The 15,268-nt window shown below is 54.5% G+C and carries 12 protein-coding genes; 8 read left to right on the top strand and 4 right to left on the bottom strand.

Annotation, left to right across the window (positions count from 1 at the left end; genetic code table 11):
• The first annotated feature begins 17 nt into the window (after positions 1–17).
• From leuC to AADA04_RS00285, 6 genes are all read left to right on the top strand, one after another.
• Complete coding sequence (gene leuC, locus AADA04_RS00310; RefSeq protein WP_340691230.1) at positions 18–1,454, top strand: 3-isopropylmalate dehydratase large subunit; 1,437 nt, start codon at positions 18–20, stop codon at positions 1,452–1,454.
• Entirely contained in the window at positions 1,451–2,059 is a 609-nt protein-coding gene (gene leuD, locus AADA04_RS00305) for a 3-isopropylmalate dehydratase small subunit (RefSeq protein WP_340691229.1), read from the top strand. The genes leuC and leuD overlap by 4 nt, the downstream gene beginning before the upstream one ends.
• Before the next feature lie 98 nt (positions 2,060–2,157).
• A complete protein-coding gene (locus AADA04_RS00300; RefSeq protein ID WP_340691228.1) occupies positions 2,158–3,045 on the top strand; it encodes a VOC family protein in 888 nt (295 codons plus the stop codon).
• Positions 3,046–3,080: 35 nt separating this feature from the next.
• Positions 3,081–3,944 (top strand): alpha/beta hydrolase, encoded by an 864-nt coding sequence (locus tag AADA04_RS00295; protein ID WP_340691227.1) that lies wholly within the window; start codon positions 3,081–3,083, stop codon positions 3,942–3,944.
• 1 nt (position 3,945) lies between these two features.
• Positions 3,946–4,602 (top strand): hypothetical protein, encoded by a 657-nt coding sequence (locus AADA04_RS00290; RefSeq protein WP_340691226.1) that lies wholly within the window; start codon positions 3,946–3,948, stop codon positions 4,600–4,602.
• A 30-nt stretch (positions 4,603–4,632) separates the two neighbouring features.
• On the top strand, positions 4,633–5,361 hold the full coding sequence (locus tag AADA04_RS00285) for a hypothetical protein (protein WP_340691225.1): 729 nt from the start codon (positions 4,633–4,635) through the stop codon (positions 5,359–5,361).
• Positions 5,362–5,437: 76 nt separating this feature from the next.
• Here AADA04_RS00285 and AADA04_RS00280 read toward each other — a convergent pair whose 3' ends face one another.
• From AADA04_RS00280 to AADA04_RS00265, 4 genes are read right to left on the bottom strand one after another with little or no spacing between them, the layout of a single operon-like run.
• Positions 5,438–6,259, bottom strand: a complete 822-nt coding sequence (locus AADA04_RS00280) for a hypothetical protein (protein WP_340691224.1) — start codon at positions 6,257–6,259, stop codon at positions 5,438–5,440.
• A gap of 9 nt (positions 6,260–6,268) precedes the next feature.
• On the bottom strand, positions 6,269–7,882 hold the full coding sequence (locus AADA04_RS00275; protein ID WP_340691223.1) for an FAD-binding oxidoreductase: 1,614 nt from the start codon (positions 7,880–7,882) through the stop codon (positions 6,269–6,271).
• A complete protein-coding gene (locus AADA04_RS00270; RefSeq protein ID WP_340691222.1) occupies positions 7,875–9,266 on the bottom strand; it encodes an MFS transporter in 1,392 nt (463 codons plus the stop codon). Before AADA04_RS00270 ends, AADA04_RS00275 begins: the two co-directional genes overlap by 8 nt.
• Positions 9,267–9,269: 3 nt before the next feature.
• Positions 9,270–11,003 carry an alpha/beta fold hydrolase gene (locus AADA04_RS00265; RefSeq protein ID WP_340691221.1) on the bottom strand — a complete coding sequence of 578 codons (1,734 nt, stop codon included), beginning with the start codon at positions 11,001–11,003 and terminating at the stop codon, positions 9,270–9,272.
• 136 nt (positions 11,004–11,139) lie between these two features.
• On the opposite strand from AADA04_RS00265, the gene AADA04_RS00260 reads away from it, so the two are divergent.
• A complete protein-coding gene (locus AADA04_RS00260) occupies positions 11,140–12,411 on the top strand; it encodes an MFS transporter (RefSeq protein WP_340691220.1) in 1,272 nt (423 codons plus the stop codon).
• 227 nt (positions 12,412–12,638) lie between these two features.
• Positions 12,639–14,867, top strand: coding sequence for a TonB-dependent receptor (locus tag AADA04_RS00255; protein ID WP_340691219.1), 2,229 nt, complete (start codon positions 12,639–12,641; stop codon positions 14,865–14,867).
• The last annotated feature ends 401 nt before the right edge of the window (positions 14,868–15,268 follow it).

The raw sequence follows: 15,268 nt of genomic DNA, 5'->3' as shown, positions 1-15,268 counted from the left end.
CTTGAATAGTTGAATTGATGATCCAGTCCCCCGACCAGACAGGCCCGCGAACGCTCGCCCAAAAAATATGGGACGAGCATGTCGTGGTGCCGGTGAATGAAGAGTCCGAGCTTCTTGCAATCGATCGACTGCTGCTTCACGAGCGCACTGGCGGTGTGGCGCTGAAGAGCCTTCGTGAGAAGGGGCGTGATGTGATGGCGCCGTCGATGGTATTTGCCACGATGGACCATATCGTCGACACGTTTCCAAACCGGACCGATGACACGTTGATGCCGACCGGGAAGGCATTCTTGCAGACGCTTCGAGATGAAGCGGTCCGATCGGGGATCACGTTGTTTGATCTCGATGATCCGCGTCAGGGCATCGTCCACGTTGTTTCGCCGGAGCAGGGTATTGTGATGCCCGGCGCCACGCTCGTCTGTCCCGACAGTCACACCTGTACTCAGGGTGCCTTCGGCGCATTGGCTTGGGGTATTGGTTCAACTGAGGCGGAGCATGTTCTGGCCACGGCCACCCTGCGTGTGAAACGTCCTCAGAATATGAGGATCACAATCGACGGAACCTTGTCGAACGGGGTCACGGCAAAGGATATTGCATTATATATCATACGCAAGCTGGGGGCGGCTGGCGCTAAGGGGCATATCATAGAATTCAGTGGTGACACGGTTCGGGCACTCGACATGGAAGCCCGCATGACGCTCTGCAACATGGCAACAGAGTTGTCGGCGTTCACCGCCATTATTGCGCCAGACCATAAGGTCCTGACCTATCTGAAAGGGCGTCCGTTTGCGCCGGACGGCGCGCTATGGGAGCAGGCTAGCGCTTATTGGCTCACCCTCAAAAGTGATGACGATGCAGTCTTTGACGCCTCCTACCAACTGCAGGCGAGTGAGATAAATCCCATGGTTTCCTGGGGTAACAGTCCCCAGCATGCCATCGCGATCGGAGAAAAAGTTCCTGAATTTGAAACCCTAGATCTTGGCGATGGCCGGGCAACATATGATCGGGCCCTGGAATATATGGGGCTTGAGGCGACAAGCGATCTTGGTCAGCTTCCGATTGATGGCGCATTTATCGGATCGTGTACGAACAGTCGCATTTCTGATCTGCGCAGGGCTGCAGCGATTCTGAAGGGGCGCACAGTCGCTCCCGGAGTGCGTGCCATCTGTGTGCCAGGATCAACGCAGGTCAAGCTCGAAGCTGAGGCGGAGGGGCTGGACAAGGTCTTCCGGGACGCTGGTTTCGAATGGCGTGAATCGGGGTGCTCTATGTGTTTCTTTGCCGGCGGCGAGAGCTTCGGACCTGGTGAACGCGTTATCAGCTCTACCAACCGAAATTTCGAAAGCCGTCAGGGGTTTAAGACAAGAACGCATATTGCGTCTCCCGAAACAGTTGCGGCGTCGGCGATTGCTGGCCGGATCGTCAGCTCAGTCGGTCTGGAGAATGGCGCATGAAGCCTCTTATCAGAATCTCTTCCCGCGCAGTGCCCCTCATGCGGGAAAATATCGACACTGACGCCATCATTCCGTCGCGGGAAATGCGGTCTGTATCCAAATCGGGGCTTGCAGATGGCCTATTCGCTGGTTGGCGCTATCTCGATCAAAAGTCCCGAGAACCCGACCCGGATTTCGTGCTGAACCAGCGTCGGTACTCTGGCGCGAAAATTCTGGTTTCAGGCAACAATTTCGGGTGCGGTTCGAGTCGCGAACATGCCGTGTGGGCTCTGGCGGAATATGGCTTTCGCGCGATCATTGCCCCCTCGTTTGCGCCAATTTTCCGCGGGAACTGCATTCAGAATGGAATTGCTCCTGTTGTGCTTGATGCTGAGGACGTCAGGGACCTGGCAATTCAGGCTGAAGCGGGCCGCGAGTTCGCGCTTGATATGAATCTGATGACGGTCACCGTCGGGGGACGGGTGTACGCATTTTCGATCGAAGACGAAGCGCGGACGATGCTCATGGAGGCGCTCGATCTGATCGAGCTGACCCGAAAGTCCATTCGTGTGATTGAAGCGTTCCGGGCCGAACAGAAGCGCAGGCGGCCTTGGCTATATGTCTAATATTCTCATGTCGATCATCAACAGCCTTGCAAATAAGGTATAAAACTATATCAAATAAGATGTTGTCGGCCGATTGAACGAGACGAGGGATAAGCAGAATGACTTTGCTGAAATGTGCGACGCTGATTGTCCAGGATGTTCCGGCCACCGCCAAACTTTATGAAGAGTGGTTTGATTATCTGGTCGTGGAGCGTGGCGATGTAAGTGAAAATATCGCTGCTAGTTGGGATGCGCCCAACAGTGCCGGAAAACCCTATGTCGTGATGCAGCCTTCCTCCGGCCAAAAGGTCTTTGTCCGGCTGATCGAGGGCAGCAAAGTGGAGTCGTACGCACCAATACGTACATTTGGCTGGGCCGCGACAGAAATTTGCGTTCAGGACGTGGAAGAAGTGAATGAACGCATGGCGCGCTCTCCCTTCGAGATCATCGGTGCGCCGAAGCCATTGGATGGCTTTCCCACAGTCAAGCCCATGCAAGTGCGTGGGCCTGATGATGAGGTGATTTATCTTACGGAAATCAAGGCCGATGGTCCGTCTAGCGGGCTTCCGGTTCCTGCGTCTCCCATCGACCGGCCATTCATCATGGTGTTGGCATGCCGTGATTTGCCTCAATCGATCAAATGGATCGACACTGTGTTTGGCTTCGAAATGATTGATCCAGTTGCGATTCACTACTCGATGATCTCTCTGGCATTCAATCTGCCTAAGGATGAGAAAGTGGAACTCGTTACGGTGAAATGGAAGGGCGAAGTATTTTTGGAGCTGGACCAGTATCCGGCCCAGGCCACGACAAGGGAAACGTATCCCGGAGAATTGCCGCCTGGCGTTGCAATCACGACGATCGAGCATCCCGATTTTGAGCGACTGGAAGGCCATTGGGGCTTTGCTCCTGTCAAACGTGAGGGCGCAATCTACGACGGAAGACGAACGGGCGTAATGAAATCGCCTGATGGCGCTCTTCTTGAAGTTATTGAACGCGCCGGTTGACCTTTGGCCAAGCATTCAAAACAGGGACATTCAGTTTGACAGAAAAATTCAAAATACGCCGCAGTTTCGTCGACGTGCCGCAAGGACAAATACATTACCGCACTGCTGGCAAGGGCGCACCGCTTCTGTTCCTTCATGCGTCTCCTGGCAGTTCGAGCCAGTTGGTAAAGATCATCGGTGACTTTGCCGATACGCGGCTTGTGATTGCTCCGGATACACCTGGAAATGGCGATAGCGATTCGCTGGGACTGGACAATCCGAACATTGTCGACCTCGCAAAAGCGATGCTGAAGTTTCTCGATATCATGGGGCTCGAGAAAGTAGATGTATATGGTTCACACACAGGCGGCACGATTGCTGCGGAACTTGCCATTCTCGCGCCGGAGAGAGTGAACAGTCTGGTCATTGATGGCGTCATGGTGCTGACACCAGAAGAGCTTGACGACCTGATGGCAAATTATGCGTTCCCGTTTCCAGCCGACTTGGAAGGCGCATACCTGGCCAAAATCTTCCAATTCTGTCGTGACCAGTATCTATTCTTCCCCTGGTACAAGCGAACGCGTGCCGGCCGCCGAGACAATGGCCTCGGTAGCGCTGATGATATTCGGGCCTGGGTGCTTGAGGTGCTGAAGGCCAATGAGTCCTATCATCTGAACTATAGAGCGGCTTTTCGTTGGAGCGCATCGGAGCGACTTCCACTTCTCTCTGTTCCTGCCATGATCATGGCAGGCGAAAACGACCCGCTATTCGAAACGACCCGGCAAAGTGCGGAAAACCTCGAGGGTGAGGCATTTGTCGCGCTTCCGCGATTTGATGCCGACGACTTTGCTAAGTCGCGCAAGCGGGCCATGACGGACTTCTATAACAGGTCGCCTATTTCCGCCAAGGGAGACGCGTAGAATGGAGATTGCGCTCCTCACGCTCTTGCACATTCTCATACCTGTCTACTGGCTAGGCGGCGATCTTGGGGCGTTCTATGGCTCAAGTTTTCTCGTTGATCCGAAGCGTTCGGTGCCAGAGCGAATGCTGGCGCTGAAGATTTTGAATAACGTCGATATGGCGCCTCGCACATCGCTCATTTTGGCCTTGCCGACAGGGTTTACTCTAGCTGTGGCCAAATCGTGGCTGGATACCTCTCCTTTGCTCGTCGCCGGCATATGGCTGGTTGCCATCGTCTGGCTGGCATTGGCATGGGCGGTCCACTTGCGCCATGGAGTGGGAGGTGGCTGGACCAAGACGCTAGACCTTTCAATTCGCTATCTGGTTTTGATTGGCCTTCTGATAACAGGTGCTGCGTGCCTGACCGGGTCAATGGATATTCCAATGTTCATTGGTCTCAAGATGATCGCGTTGGCTATTTGTATTTTCATGGGGCTGATCATAAGGCGCATGCTCGCCCCGCTCGGGACCGCTATTGCCGGGATGGTCGCCGATGGCCCCACGCAACAGACGGATCAGGCCATCGCGAAGGTGATTTCCAAGACAAGACCGGCAGTGCTCATGATCTGGGTACTGGTTCTTGCAGCCAGTTATTTGGGCATTGCCACACCATTGTAATCGCATGAATCAAAATTGAAGGAGTGTCTAGTGAAACACAGAACGATCGAAGGCAAGATTCTCTACACATCCCGCAAGCCGGGGCGTGAAGGCCAGGAGCGAGGGCGTGAGTTTTTCACGTTCACGGTTCATGCCGATGGCAAGCGCACACTTCGTGCACGGTGTGAACTTGAAGATCCTGATCCGACCGTCTTGCGCGACGTTACGTACAGCGTGGACGAGCACGATAATCCGATGGACTGCTTCGTGCGCCTCACGGTCGGCGATGAATTCATGGGCTCTGGTTGGTTTCGCATGCTTGATGACCATATCGAGTGTGAAAGCTACGGGCCGTCGATTGGCCGTATTTCGCAGAAAGTGCCAGTGAACGGTTACTATGATGGGTTTGGTACTCACCCGATCGCGGGTGACGCCTACATGACCAAGAAGGTCGACAGATCGAAAGGGCTGCACACCCATAAGCTGCGGACGTTTCTTCCGTCATCCGATCACCGCGGTGCATCTCCACCATTGATCGCTGAAGCAAATATCGAGCTGGTATTTGAGGGCGAGGAGCAGGTGACGGTTAAAGCGGGAACTTTCGACGCCTACCATTATCGCTTTACAGACGAAAGTGGGGGCATGATCGCTTTGAATGGCGAATCACATCCTGATTATCATTGCTGGGTTACAGCTGATGAGGATGCGATTTTCCTCAAGGGTGGCGTCGATGGCTACATGATGACCTGGTATGAACTTGTCGAGCTCAAGCGTTCATAGCCTTTAATTCTAATGATAAAGGGCCACGGTGACGTGGCCCTTTATCTTGTAGGGTTCTTGAAACCAGATATTCGCATCAGAAGTTGGGGGCAGGGCTCCAGGGGCGCGCCCAGCTCTCGGGCGTGCCTTCAGGCAATATAGGTGCATAGGCAGAGCCGATCGGAATCGGACGCGTCTCGTCGGACCAGTGCGTCACAATCCTGTTCGCCATTGGCGAGCGCATGATCTGGAAGAAGCCGTACTCGGAAACATGGGGCCCGTGGACGATATTCGGGGGCCGAAAGAAATAGGCGCCCGGTTGCATCAAACCCTCCGGAGCCCACATCGATCCGCTGATCATGAACATTTCCTCGCAATGATCGTGCGTCTCGGCTGGGAGTTCCGAGTCTTCTGGAGTGCCGTGAGGCATGCCAGCCAGAAGAAAGGTGCGGCAACTGTCATTCGGTCCGAGGCGTAGAACCTTCCGCGCAAGTCTCAAGTGGTTCAGTTTTGGATCATATGTCGATACATCCCAAGGCATGTTTGGCGTGTCGATCTCGACGCGTTCTGCGATGTCGGCAAGGCTGTTCGTATCGCCCTCTGCGTGCCGAAATATCAAAACTGTTGCGCCGTCCTTCGTCGCACGCGCCGGCGTATCGGCTCCTCCTGGCAAGAACCCATAAGCGTGCAGTCCGCAAATTCGACTCCCGATGGCGATACTGCCCTCCAGCACGAAGTATTCTTCAGCGGGCATGGCGTCGTTTCGAGCGGGCGCGCTATATCCGGCCGGATAACGTAGGATCAGCGTGGCGTCAGTACTTTGCGGATCGGCATTGAGTACCTTTTCAGCCAGCCCGTTGGCGCCAATACTCCAATCTACATTCTGGGTTTGTACGAATTCTATATGTGGGCGCGCCATTGTTGTTCCTTATTCGAGGCCGAGTGCTCCGGGATTGATCAGGTGCTTTGGGTCAACAGCGTCCTTGATGTCTCCAAGAAGCTTTCGTGGTTCCGGATGCAGGACTTCGGCATACGGATAAGTGCGTCCGATCTGGTTCGAGGCGGCTCCAAAGTCTCGAAATATTTCCACAATTTCTTGCCGGACATGCATGACCAGTTCACGCGCCTGCAGGTTAGGTTCGGGTTCGCTAAACTTCTTTAGGGCATCTGCCGAAAGTGTTGCGCGGTGCATGGGTAACCACGCGTCGCGCCAGTTGAAAACCGGTTCATAGCTAAAGGCGTGATTGCTGATCACAGTAAGTAGCCGCGAAACCGTGACCCCATGCTGCGTAAACCCGTCCATATTCCGTGTAATACAAGCCTCGACGGCATCGACGAGCCCCGATGCCTCGCTATGGGCAACCTTGGCGTTGAGTGCGATCCAGCGATCAGCGTCCGGCCCCAGAACTGAATCCAGGGGAGGGAAAAGATCGGCCCGGCCCGCCCGCGGGATGGAATCCGGCAACTCCTCACCGTTCAGAGAAAAAGCGATCTTGCGCGCCATTGCCAAATCCTGCTCGACCGCTTGTCGGCTTCGACCGGAAAGCACCAAATGCATTGAAAAACATCCGTCTTCCACAATGCCACGCCCCGATACGGCGAGTTTCGCGCCAGCCGCCATGCCCCGAAGGATGTTCTTTTCCTGGCGAACGACCTTCGCCAAGATTTTTGCGTCACGTAGGAGGTCGGTGTCGGCGGTCAGTGCAGACCGGGTCTTGTCCGGGTCCATTACATAGGCTTCTTCGGCCACCTCACTTCTGCCAATTTCTGACAAAGCTTCGACGGCTGATGATCGGTCGCGAAAGCCAAAGGAGAGAAAATCGGTGACAGCGGGTTCCCGGATCATCCGGAGGGTTGCTTGTGCCTTTATACCGAGTGCGCCTGCATCATGGACAAATATGCCGGTCATGTCCGGACCGAATGTCCGGAAGAATGGGGACTTGGCATTCTTGACGGCAAGTTGCCCGGTTCTCAAAAGGGCGCCTTCACCCGTGACAACCTGCATGCCAAGTACGATCTCTGCGGCCGAGCCGTATCGCGCGGTCCCCAGAAACAGTGCGCCATTGGACAATCCACCACCGACAGTTGCGCCTCGACCAGAGAATGTTCCGAAGAATGGGAGACGCAACCCCTTTGGTTTCAGGGCAAGATAAATCTGTCTCCAGGTCACCCCCGGCTCAACTGTAATATACAAATCTCGCTCATTGATCTCGATGATCCTATTCATGCGCTTCAGGTCGACAGAGACGAATCCACTTTCGGGCATCGTGTACCCGCGGACATAGGTCAGCCCTCCACCGCGAGGAGCCATGGCGACATTGGCATTCGAAAGCAGGGTGACCGCCTTGGCGAGTTCTTGCTTGTTCGCGGGCCGGATTACTGCGCGGCATCGGCCTGCCTCTTCCAGCAAATCGGATGAATTTAAAGTGCGGGTTGCGTCATCCGCGAGGAAACCGTTCTCGCCAAGTAGAGCAAAAAGATCGCTTTCGAGTGTCCCGTTCGGATAGGCCTTTTGAACCGGTGGATGTTGGGTGTCATGCATTTGGCAGCAGCCTTTCTTCGTTAGCCATGGCAGCCTTCGCGAACGCACGACGACCGAGCATAAGGGTGATGGTAGATCCAGTTCCGCACGTCAGAAAGACGATTGCGAGCGCGTAGGAGATTCCCTGCGGTGAGGTGAAAAATGTATCGGTCAGAAAGCCAACAAAGAAATTCCCGGCCGTCATCGCAATAAGGCTCGACGCGATCGTATGAATAGCCATGACCTGTCCCCTAAGTTGGTTGGGAGATATTTGCGCAACTCCTGAATAGACTGCCGAGATGTTCCAGTTCAGGAACAGCGCGTTCAACGCATATGCTACGAGGGCAAGGGCACCGGTTGGCGCCAAACTGGTCGCCGTACCGAAGACCACCATAGAAACACCGCAGGCAGCAGCAGCCAACATGGGGGCGTCGAGGTGCCCTCGTTTAGTCAGCCATGAAATTACCCACCCGCTATTTGCTGCGGCGAACAGGCTGACCGGCATCCCGACAAGTCCGAGCATCTGTCCAGCATCGGCCGCTTGCCAACCATGCGTCCGGATAAACATGGCAGGGAACCATCCGATAATTGCGTAGACGCAGACAAGGTTCAGAACCGTCCCGCCTATCAACGTCCCAAATGCAACCGGCTGCTGAGAAAAGATCTTGAGAATGGGCTTCAAGCTGAACGCGGTGACGGGACTATCGACCCCTTGGCGTTTGGGCTCTCGCATAGAGACAAGCATGAGTAGTGCCAGCACAAGTCCCGGCAGCCCACACATGATGAAGACCAGCTGCCAACTTTGGAAGCCGCCCACGAGGTGAGGCACGTTTTCGATGAGATCATGTGACAGATGAAGGAAAAACCCGCTGAACAGAAAGGCCGCCGCAGTGCCCAAAGTACTGCCAGAAACGAAGACTCCATAGGCTTTCGGGCGGTTCGTTGGGGGAAAGAGGTCGGCGATGATCGACGCGGCTGCGGGCACCAGAGCAGCTTCGCCGACACCCACGAGAATCCGGGCCATGAAAAGTTCTTCGAATGTCGATGCAAGGGAGCAGCCCATCGTTGCGAGACTCCACAAGGCTAGCCCCGCGATGAGGATGGGCGTCCGCTTTTTCCTGTCGCATAGAAGGCCTATCGGTAGTCCCAGCACACTGTAGAACAAGCTGAATGCCATCCCTTGCAGGAGGCCGAACTGGGTATCGGTTATGTGTAGAGACGCTTCCAAAGGTTCGATCAGAAGCGCGATTGAGACCCGGTCCAGGATGGCAAGGGCATAGGCCAGTGTCAGCAGGGCAACGACATACCAGGCATAACCACGGTGGGGCCACACAATGCCGGGAGTCGAATTCGGAGATTCGGGCGGTTTCAAGTCGCCAGACACGGGATTATCCGATTGGGACATGGTTCAAGTCTCCAGATGAGGGGGCAAATTTGGGAGGCGGGCGCCTTGTGACGCCTGTAGGAAGTCATGGACGATTAAAACGGCCTCATCCGTGGAATTAGGGCGCTCGCGGACGACGGCGTTGCTTAGGGTGCTCGCTATGCTCTCGACATCAGCAAATGCGGGATCACCCTCGAGGTTCAGGAACAGGATATCGACTGTCTCTCGTAGTATAGGTAGCGAGGAGGACAGGTTGAAGCAGACTTCAATGGCATCTCCATAATGCTCAGGCTGTTTGAGAATACCCAAGAAGCTGTCGTACAAGGCCTTATGGTTCATCAATGGTTGGAGTTTTCTGTGACTGCCGCAAATGCGATCATGCCAAGGCCAACTCGCCTGACTATCTCTCAACATTTGCCAGATCTCGTGCAGATGAGTACCAGCATAGCTGAATTCAAAATGCGGTGTGAGCTCGCTGATCTGATGCGCTTCCGGAAACGCTGATCGCGATATACCGCCATCTATGATGAGTGACTTGACCCGATCGGGTGCATCTGCGGCCAGCCTTATGGCGAGTGGAGCAGACAACCCGGTCGCGAGGATCGTTACTGATCCATTTGCAAGTGCGTCAATCGCGGCGACAAGCGCTTCAACGAATGCGTCAGTTGACGGAGTTGTCAGCGGATCGGACTCACCGAGGCCCGGCAATTCGGGAAGAATGACATGAAAGCGCGACTCAAGCTGCTTGGCCCATTGTTGTCCCTGAACGATTGTCGGTGTGTCGAGCACGAGGACGGTATCGGATGAACGATCGCCATATTGATATACGCACATTTGACCCTCTGATGCTTGCACATAGACGCGGCGTCCGCTTGGACCCGCACTCTGGTCTGGGCGTGTCAACGCGACGTCCGGGCTTTTTTTGAATTCAGCAATGAGCCAGTCTAGCCAAACCGATTTGTCCGCGGGCAGGGGGGCTGTCGCAAGTTTGGAATTGTCGCCTGTTGGAACGCGCTGGAGGCTCTCAAAGAGAACGTCATCTGCGCGTGCTCCGACGACCGTTGGCGCGCAGACCCGTTTAAGTGCGGATAGAGGATCATAACGCATGGCGGCTGCATAAGCGTCTGAATAGTGCGGTCCTGCGGCAAACAGGTCGATTGTGTATTCCTGGATCCATTCCGGCGTGACTTCCAGCTGCATTCGATTCCCGGCGCAGGGATCAAACCATGGGAACCAACGCAGCATATCGCGAATGCGCGTCCACTCATTGGCAATGAAGCCACCCGCATCATCTTTCCGGAAGGGGCGCATATAGGCCTGGATAAAGGCTGGAGGCGTCGGCGCCTTTGGAATCGACAGGCCGTCCAGAATGAGACGCGGCGGGCCGCCAAAACTTGCTGCGTATTCGAGTGCAATCTTCGCACTGGTATGCGTTGCATAGAGCGGTGCGTTTTCCAGTCCTAGGGCGCGAAGTACAGCATGCAGTGCTTCCGCAAAGTCAGAAATCTCCGGCTGATCGACTGAAATCGGGCCGGAGTTACCGTAGCCTGGTGTATCGAGTGCGAAGACGGTGAAATGGCGCGCAAGCTGTTGCATGGTTGGCAAATGAAGGCGGGATGACCTGGGAGAGTCGTGAAGCATCACAACAGCTGGCCCGGATCCGCAAACACGATAATGCACGTGCTGTGTTCCGGAGCAGACAAATGCGCGCTTGATGTCAATAGACTGCACGCTCGCGTTCAAGGCGGTGTCTTTCATGTATGCATGCTCACTAATTTTGTCCCAAGTTCGATCAAGGCTATTGCTCAACGTGTAAATGTTATAGGAATATAACGATTGGTGCGGTAATTGAGTCCGCGAGTCTAGTCTGAACGGTGATATCATTCTCAAAAAAGTGTCTTTTCTGCCCGCATTTGATCGCAATGCAGTGCGTGCCTGGCTTGTCGTTGTCGCGGCCATGGTTGGCGTTTCGGTCGGGCTAAGTCCGATTCCCTTCTACACGATCGGGATGTTTGCCCCGCAGTTGTCGGAAGCATTTGGGTGGAGCTTCTCCTCGCTGATGGGAAGCATCGCCGTCCAGTCGATTGTTGTGATGATCGTCAGCCCGTTTGCAGGCTATGCGGTCGACCGTTTCGGTGCCCGAAAAGTCGCGACTGTGTCGCTGACATGTTTCGGACTTTGCTTCATGAGCCTGTCGCTCAATAACGGCTCGCTTGCCATTTTTTATGCACAATGGGTTGTGATGGCGGTGCTGGGTGCCGGCACACTCTCGGCAACTTGGACTTATGTTGTAAATGGCTGGTTTGACAAAAACAGGGGGCTTGCGCTTGGGCTGGCAAGCGCCGGCACGGGCATTACGGGATTTCTAATCAAACCATTCGCTGCTTGGCTCATCGGAGAATTTGGCTGGCGGACGGCGTTCGTGGCGATCGGCATGCTGCCGATTGTCGTTGGCTTGCCGGTCATACTTCTCTTTCTCCGAGAGAGGCGATTCTCCGAAGATGCGGCTGTGCTGCCCGATGAAGGCGCCGTGGATGAGGTCGTGCAAATCGCGGCAGGCTACACGCTCAGAGAAGTTCTCAGGCAGAAGAATTTCTGGGTGATGTCCACGGCATTCCTGCTTATTGCCTTTGCGCTGACTGCGCCGACGCCGAACTTGGAAAACATACTACGCACGCAAGGGTTTGCGCTTGCAGAGATCGGAACCATCACAGCCAGTTTTGGCCTGGCCGTGATCGCCGGTCGTCTTTTGGGCGGGTGGTTGCTCGATCGGGCATGGGCGCCATTGTGTGCTTTCTTCATCCTTCTGATTCCGGCTGCTGGTTGTTATATCCTTTCACTTCCGGAGGTCGATTCGACGATGGCGTTTATCGCGGTGGCGGGAATCGGGTTTGGCGCAGGTTTCGAATTCGATCTTCTCGCCTATCTTATCAGCCGCTATTTCGGGCTGCGTCAGTACGGTCTGATATATGGGTGCTTCTATGCGGTAATTGCATTCGGTGGTGGCCTGGGCCCTGTCGTGTACGGACACTTCTATGACACGCTTGGTAATTACACGATGACCCTGACGGGGGGCACATTGGCTGTAATCTTGGGTGGGGCACTGCTTTTGCTGCTTGGGAGATATCCCGATTTCAAGGCAAATGTCCGGCCTGCTCAAGTTTGAGGCATTGCGGCCGCGAAATCTGACAAATTGTTATGCAATTAAGTCATACTGCTTCTCTTTTTCTCGCGTTTTCATAAACGGCTCTTGACATTACATGCGCGTTTAATTGTTATGTTAATATGACATAATGTCATAGTCAGTCGGCGGTGGTTCACGCTTGCCTGAGTGCGATTGAGCAATTGAAAGAGGGGAATTGGGCGATGAGAATAAGCCTGAAGAATATAATCATGAGCACGGCGGCGAGTATTGCTGTGCTGACAGCGACGGGAGCTGCATCGGCTCAGGATGCTGAGGAAGCGGGTGTCGTCGAAGACAAGCAAGCGACGCTCCCTACGATTACAGTCACTGCGCAGCGTCGGGCCGAGAGTCTTCAGGACGTGCCGGTGCCGGTAACCGCGTTTGATGAGCAACTCATCAACGATCTCAATTTGACGGATACTTTGGAACTGGCACAATATGTTCCGTCCATGATTGCGTCGCACAATGCCGGATTGGCATCTGCAAACTCGTACTGGATCCGTGGTCTGGGTAACTCTCAGTCAGTTGCCACGTTTGATCCGCCAGTCGGATCGTATGTGGATGATATCTACATCGCCCGTCAGAATGCCAACAATTATGCGTTTCTCGACACTGAGCGCGTAGAAGTCTTGCGCGGTCCACAAGGAACGCTGTTTGGCCGCAACACCACAGGTGGTGCAGTCAATGTCATCATGGCCAAGCCAGGCGATGAGTTTGGCGGAAAATTTGAAGTCAATGCCGGCTCCTTTGATCGCTATCTGGTCAAAGGCAGCGTTGACATGCCTGTGTCGGATACAGTGCTGACAAAAGTAGCCGGTTACTATCTGACCGATGATGGATTCCTCGAGGATAAAGTCACCGGCGATACGCTGAATGGCGCAGAGAATTTCGGATTTCGCGGCGACGTGCGCCTTTTGCCCACTGACAGGCTAACGGTCGACCTGGCTGTAGAATACTTCTCCGACACAGGCACATATCTGGGTGTTTATGGTGCGCCAGGGGCGTCGGACAAGTTCGAAACCACGACAACCCCGGACTTCTACAATACTTACAACGGCTTGCCCAAAACCGACTGCGACGGTGATGTCGTGGATATTCTGCTTACAGAATCGGCAGGGAACTGTGCGTTGACGGAAACTCTCGGCTTGAACGGCAAGATCACATTCGAGGCCACCGATACGGGTTCTCTGGAAGTGATTTTTGGTCGCCGTTCTTTCGACTCCGGCTACATCAACCAGTATAGCGGCAGCGCGGGAAGCCCCTATGGCGGCTTTCTCCTGGCGGATCAGACAGGTAATGAGCAGGGGTCCGTTGAGGTCAAATGGGATGATTCCCTTATGGGTGGACGCCTGCGCTATGTGGCGGGTCTCTACTATTTGAATGAATCGACAGATTATGACGCGAACGCGTTCGTCGGAAATTCAACTGCTGACGGTTATGTCCAGCTGTCGTCCAATCGCTTCAAGCACGACGTAGAAACAGCTGCATTTTACCTGCAGGGCGACTACGACCTCATCGACAAGCTGACGCTTTCGCTCGGTGCGCGCTATACTTATGAGAAGAAGAACCTTGCTTTCCTTGGTTCGGCACGTGTTGCCGGTATGGGCTTCACGAACGCGGACCTCGTCGCTGCAGGTATCCCCGAGGAGCTTGAAGAGTTTCGCGTGACACCGCGTGTGGCACTGTCCTATTCGCCCACAGATGACCTGATGTTCTTCGCTTCGGCGACAAATGGTTTCAAATCTGGCGGTTGGAACGGCAACGCCTCTTCACCACGTCTGGTCCTGCCTTTCGATCCGGAAAAGACCTGGTCCTATGAACTCGGAGCCAAAACCGAGCTCTTGAATCATCGTCTGCGCCTCAACGGCAACCTGTACTATAGCGAAACGGAAGATCTTCAGGTCACCTCTGGTGTGATCCTTCCCGGCGAAACGGCGATTGTCAGCCTCGCGCGCAACGCAGGTACACTTGAGTCAAAAGGAATTGAGTTCGAGACGGCATACATCTTCAACAATAACCTTTCTGGCTTTCTCAATGGCGCGATTATGGATGCCAAATATGCATCTGTTGTCGAAACACCAGGTGTTCCGGATAACCTTCAGGTGACAACCGACACCGAGCCGGTTCGCACACCTGATTTCCAGCTTGCAGGTGGCATTACCTATGACCAGGCAGTGCCTGCGATTGGAGGGAATATTCGTTCCACTTTGGCTTACCGTCACAATGAGCCCTACTATGTCTCGACGCTGAACACGTCCAGAGCCCCGGAAGAGAACTACGTTGATCTCTCTGTCGGCTATATCCATGAGTCGGGTGAGTGGGGCATGGAATTGCGTGGAACGAATCTCACCGAACAGGAGACGATTACTGCGAACTTCCTGTCGCTGTTCCCCGGGCAACCCCGCCGGGTGAACCTGAAGCTCTGGGTTAACTTCTAGGGCTTCGCAATGGAATCCGCGCGGTGTCCTCCCGCCGCGCGGATTTTCTGCTTCTTCGTTTTCGGGCAACAGCCCGTTCAGATGATTAGGTCAGCACGCGGTTGTTCAAGCAACTGCGTGCTCTCCCAATGGCGTTCTCATTCTGATGCGAGCCCCTCTCCAACATTCATGATCCAGCAGGTCTTGAAAGACGAGCCGGCTGCGTCATTGGCCAAGTGCGACGTCTCGCTTCAGCATTAATCTTGTTAGGGAGCTGATGTACCTTCCGACGTTGAGGTGGTCTGAGGTGGTCCTGTTTTCCTGCACAGTTTTCCGGCCTTGCTAAGGTATATCCGGGTTGTTGATCAGGCCGCTTTCTTGAGTTCGTTTCCAGGTCCATATGCCTCGTTCGGTGTTGCCTT

It is taken from the genome of Hyphomonas sp. (assembly GCF_037969335.1).
Classification (GTDB): domain Bacteria; phylum Pseudomonadota; class Alphaproteobacteria; order Caulobacterales; family Hyphomonadaceae; genus Hyphomonas.
Note: the sequence above shows the minus strand (reverse complement) of the source record. Positions and strands in the feature narration are given on the sequence as shown.

Coding starts and splice junctions, on each gene's coding strand:
- leuD (WP_340691229.1), top strand. CDS start 1,451: ATGAAGCCTCTTATCAGAATCTCTTCCCGCGCAGTGCCCCTCATGCGG.
- leuC (WP_340691230.1), top strand. CDS start 18: ATGATCCAGTCCCCCGACCAGACAGGCCCGCGAACGCTCGCCCAAAAA.
- AADA04_RS00300 (WP_340691228.1), top strand. CDS start 2,158: ATGACTTTGCTGAAATGTGCGACGCTGATTGTCCAGGATGTTCCGGCC.
- AADA04_RS00290 (WP_340691226.1), top strand. CDS start 3,946: ATGGAGATTGCGCTCCTCACGCTCTTGCACATTCTCATACCTGTCTAC.
- AADA04_RS00265 (WP_340691221.1), bottom strand. CDS start 11,003: ATGAAAGACACCGCCTTGAACGCGAGCGTGCAGTCTATTGACATCAAG.
- AADA04_RS00270 (WP_340691222.1), bottom strand. CDS start 9,266: ATGTCCCAATCGGATAATCCCGTGTCTGGCGACTTGAAACCGCCCGAA.
- AADA04_RS00255 (WP_340691219.1), top strand. CDS start 12,639: ATGAGCACGGCGGCGAGTATTGCTGTGCTGACAGCGACGGGAGCTGCA.
- AADA04_RS00275 (WP_340691223.1), bottom strand. CDS start 7,882: ATGCATGACACCCAACATCCACCGGTTCAAAAGGCCTATCCGAACGGG.
- AADA04_RS00280 (WP_340691224.1), bottom strand. CDS start 6,259: ATGGCGCGCCCACATATAGAATTCGTACAAACCCAGAATGTAGATTGG.